Here is a 1,453-nt window from a genome sequence, read left to right on the forward strand (position 1 = left end):
GGGCGTCCGCCGCCCAGCTTATCGTCTCGGATGCGACACGCGTTTCTGCCGTAGTTCCCGACTACACTCAAACGAAGCGTCCGTCGGCATCGGAGCGGTTGTTCCAATCGTCGGCCGTCGAATCTGAGATCGCACGAATCAAAGGTGTTCTTACGAACCGGAAACTGGCTTGGATGTTCGAGAACTGCTTTCCCAATACGCTGGACACGACCGTTCGCTACCGTACGGACGATAACGGCAAGGACGATACGGTGGTCTATACGGGCGACATCCATGCGATGTGGCTCCGGGACTCCGGGGCCCAGGTGTGGCCCTACCTGCAACTGGCCCATAAGGACGAACACCTTCGTCGGATGCTTGCCGGGGTAATCCGGCGCCAGATGAAGTGCATCGAACTGGACCCTTACGCGAACGCGTTCCTGGACCCCTACGATCCGAACCCGGACCACCAGTGGATGAAGGACAAGACGCAGATGCGCCCTGAACTCCACGAACGCAAATGGGAGATCGACTCGCTGTGCTACCCGCTTCGCCTTGCCTACGAGTATTGGAAGATCACGGGCGACGCTTCGGTCTTCGACGAACACTGGCTTGCCGCGGTAAAGAATATCCTCCGTACGTTCCGCGAACAACAGCGCAAGGATGGTGTGGGTCCCTATACGTTCCAGCGTCGCACGGAACGCCAGTTGGATACGGTCTGCAACGACGGCAAGGGCAACCCTGTCAACCCGGTGGGCCTTATCGCCTCGGTGTTCCGCCCCTCGGACGACGCCACGACGTTCCTGTTCCTGGTTCCCTCGAACTTCTTCGCTGTTACGTCGCTTCGCAAAGCTTCTGAAATCCTGACGAAGGTGAACAAGGAGAAGCAGCTGGCGGCTGAATGTACGGCCCTCGCCTCGGAAGTTGAGACGGCTCTCCGGAAATACGCGACCTACGATCACCCGGAATTCGGGAAGATCTACGCCTTCGAGGTCGACGGCTACGGGAACCGCTTTTTGATGGACGACGCAAACGTCCCGAGCCTTCTTGCTATGCCCTACCTGGGTGATATGGATGTGAAGGACCCTGTTTACCGGAATACGCGCCGTTTCGTCTGGAGCGAATCGAACCCTTACTTTTTCAAAGGCTCGGCGGGCGAAGGTATCGGAGGTCCCCATATCGGTTACGACATGATCTGGCCGATGAGCATCATGATGAAGGCCTTCACGTCTACGGACGACGCCGAGATCAAACGCTGCATTGAGATGCTGCTGACGACGGACGCCGGCACGGGCTTCATGCACGAGTCTTTCCACAAGGACGATCCAGCGAAGTTTACGCGTTCGTGGTTCGCGTGGCAGAACACGCTGTTCGGGGAGCTGATCCTGAAGCTGGTGAATGAGGGCAAGACGGACCTGCTGAACAGCATCACGGTTCAGTAAAGGCCGAAACTCGGAAAATAAATGCCGGAGTC

The 1,453-nt window shown here is 57.7% G+C and carries 1 protein-coding gene; it reads left to right on the forward strand.

Annotation, left to right across the window (positions count from 1 at the left end):
* Positions 1–1,421 (forward strand): glycoside hydrolase family 125 protein (locus tag I2E69_RS15150; protein ID WP_195462060.1); only part of this gene is annotated, 1,421 nt, incomplete at its 5' end.
* Positions 1,422–1,453 lie beyond the last annotated feature (32 nt).

Source organism: Alistipes sp. D31t1_170403_E11 (assembly GCF_015553985.1).
GTDB lineage: Bacteria > Bacteroidota > Bacteroidia > Bacteroidales > Rikenellaceae > Alistipes > Alistipes montrealensis.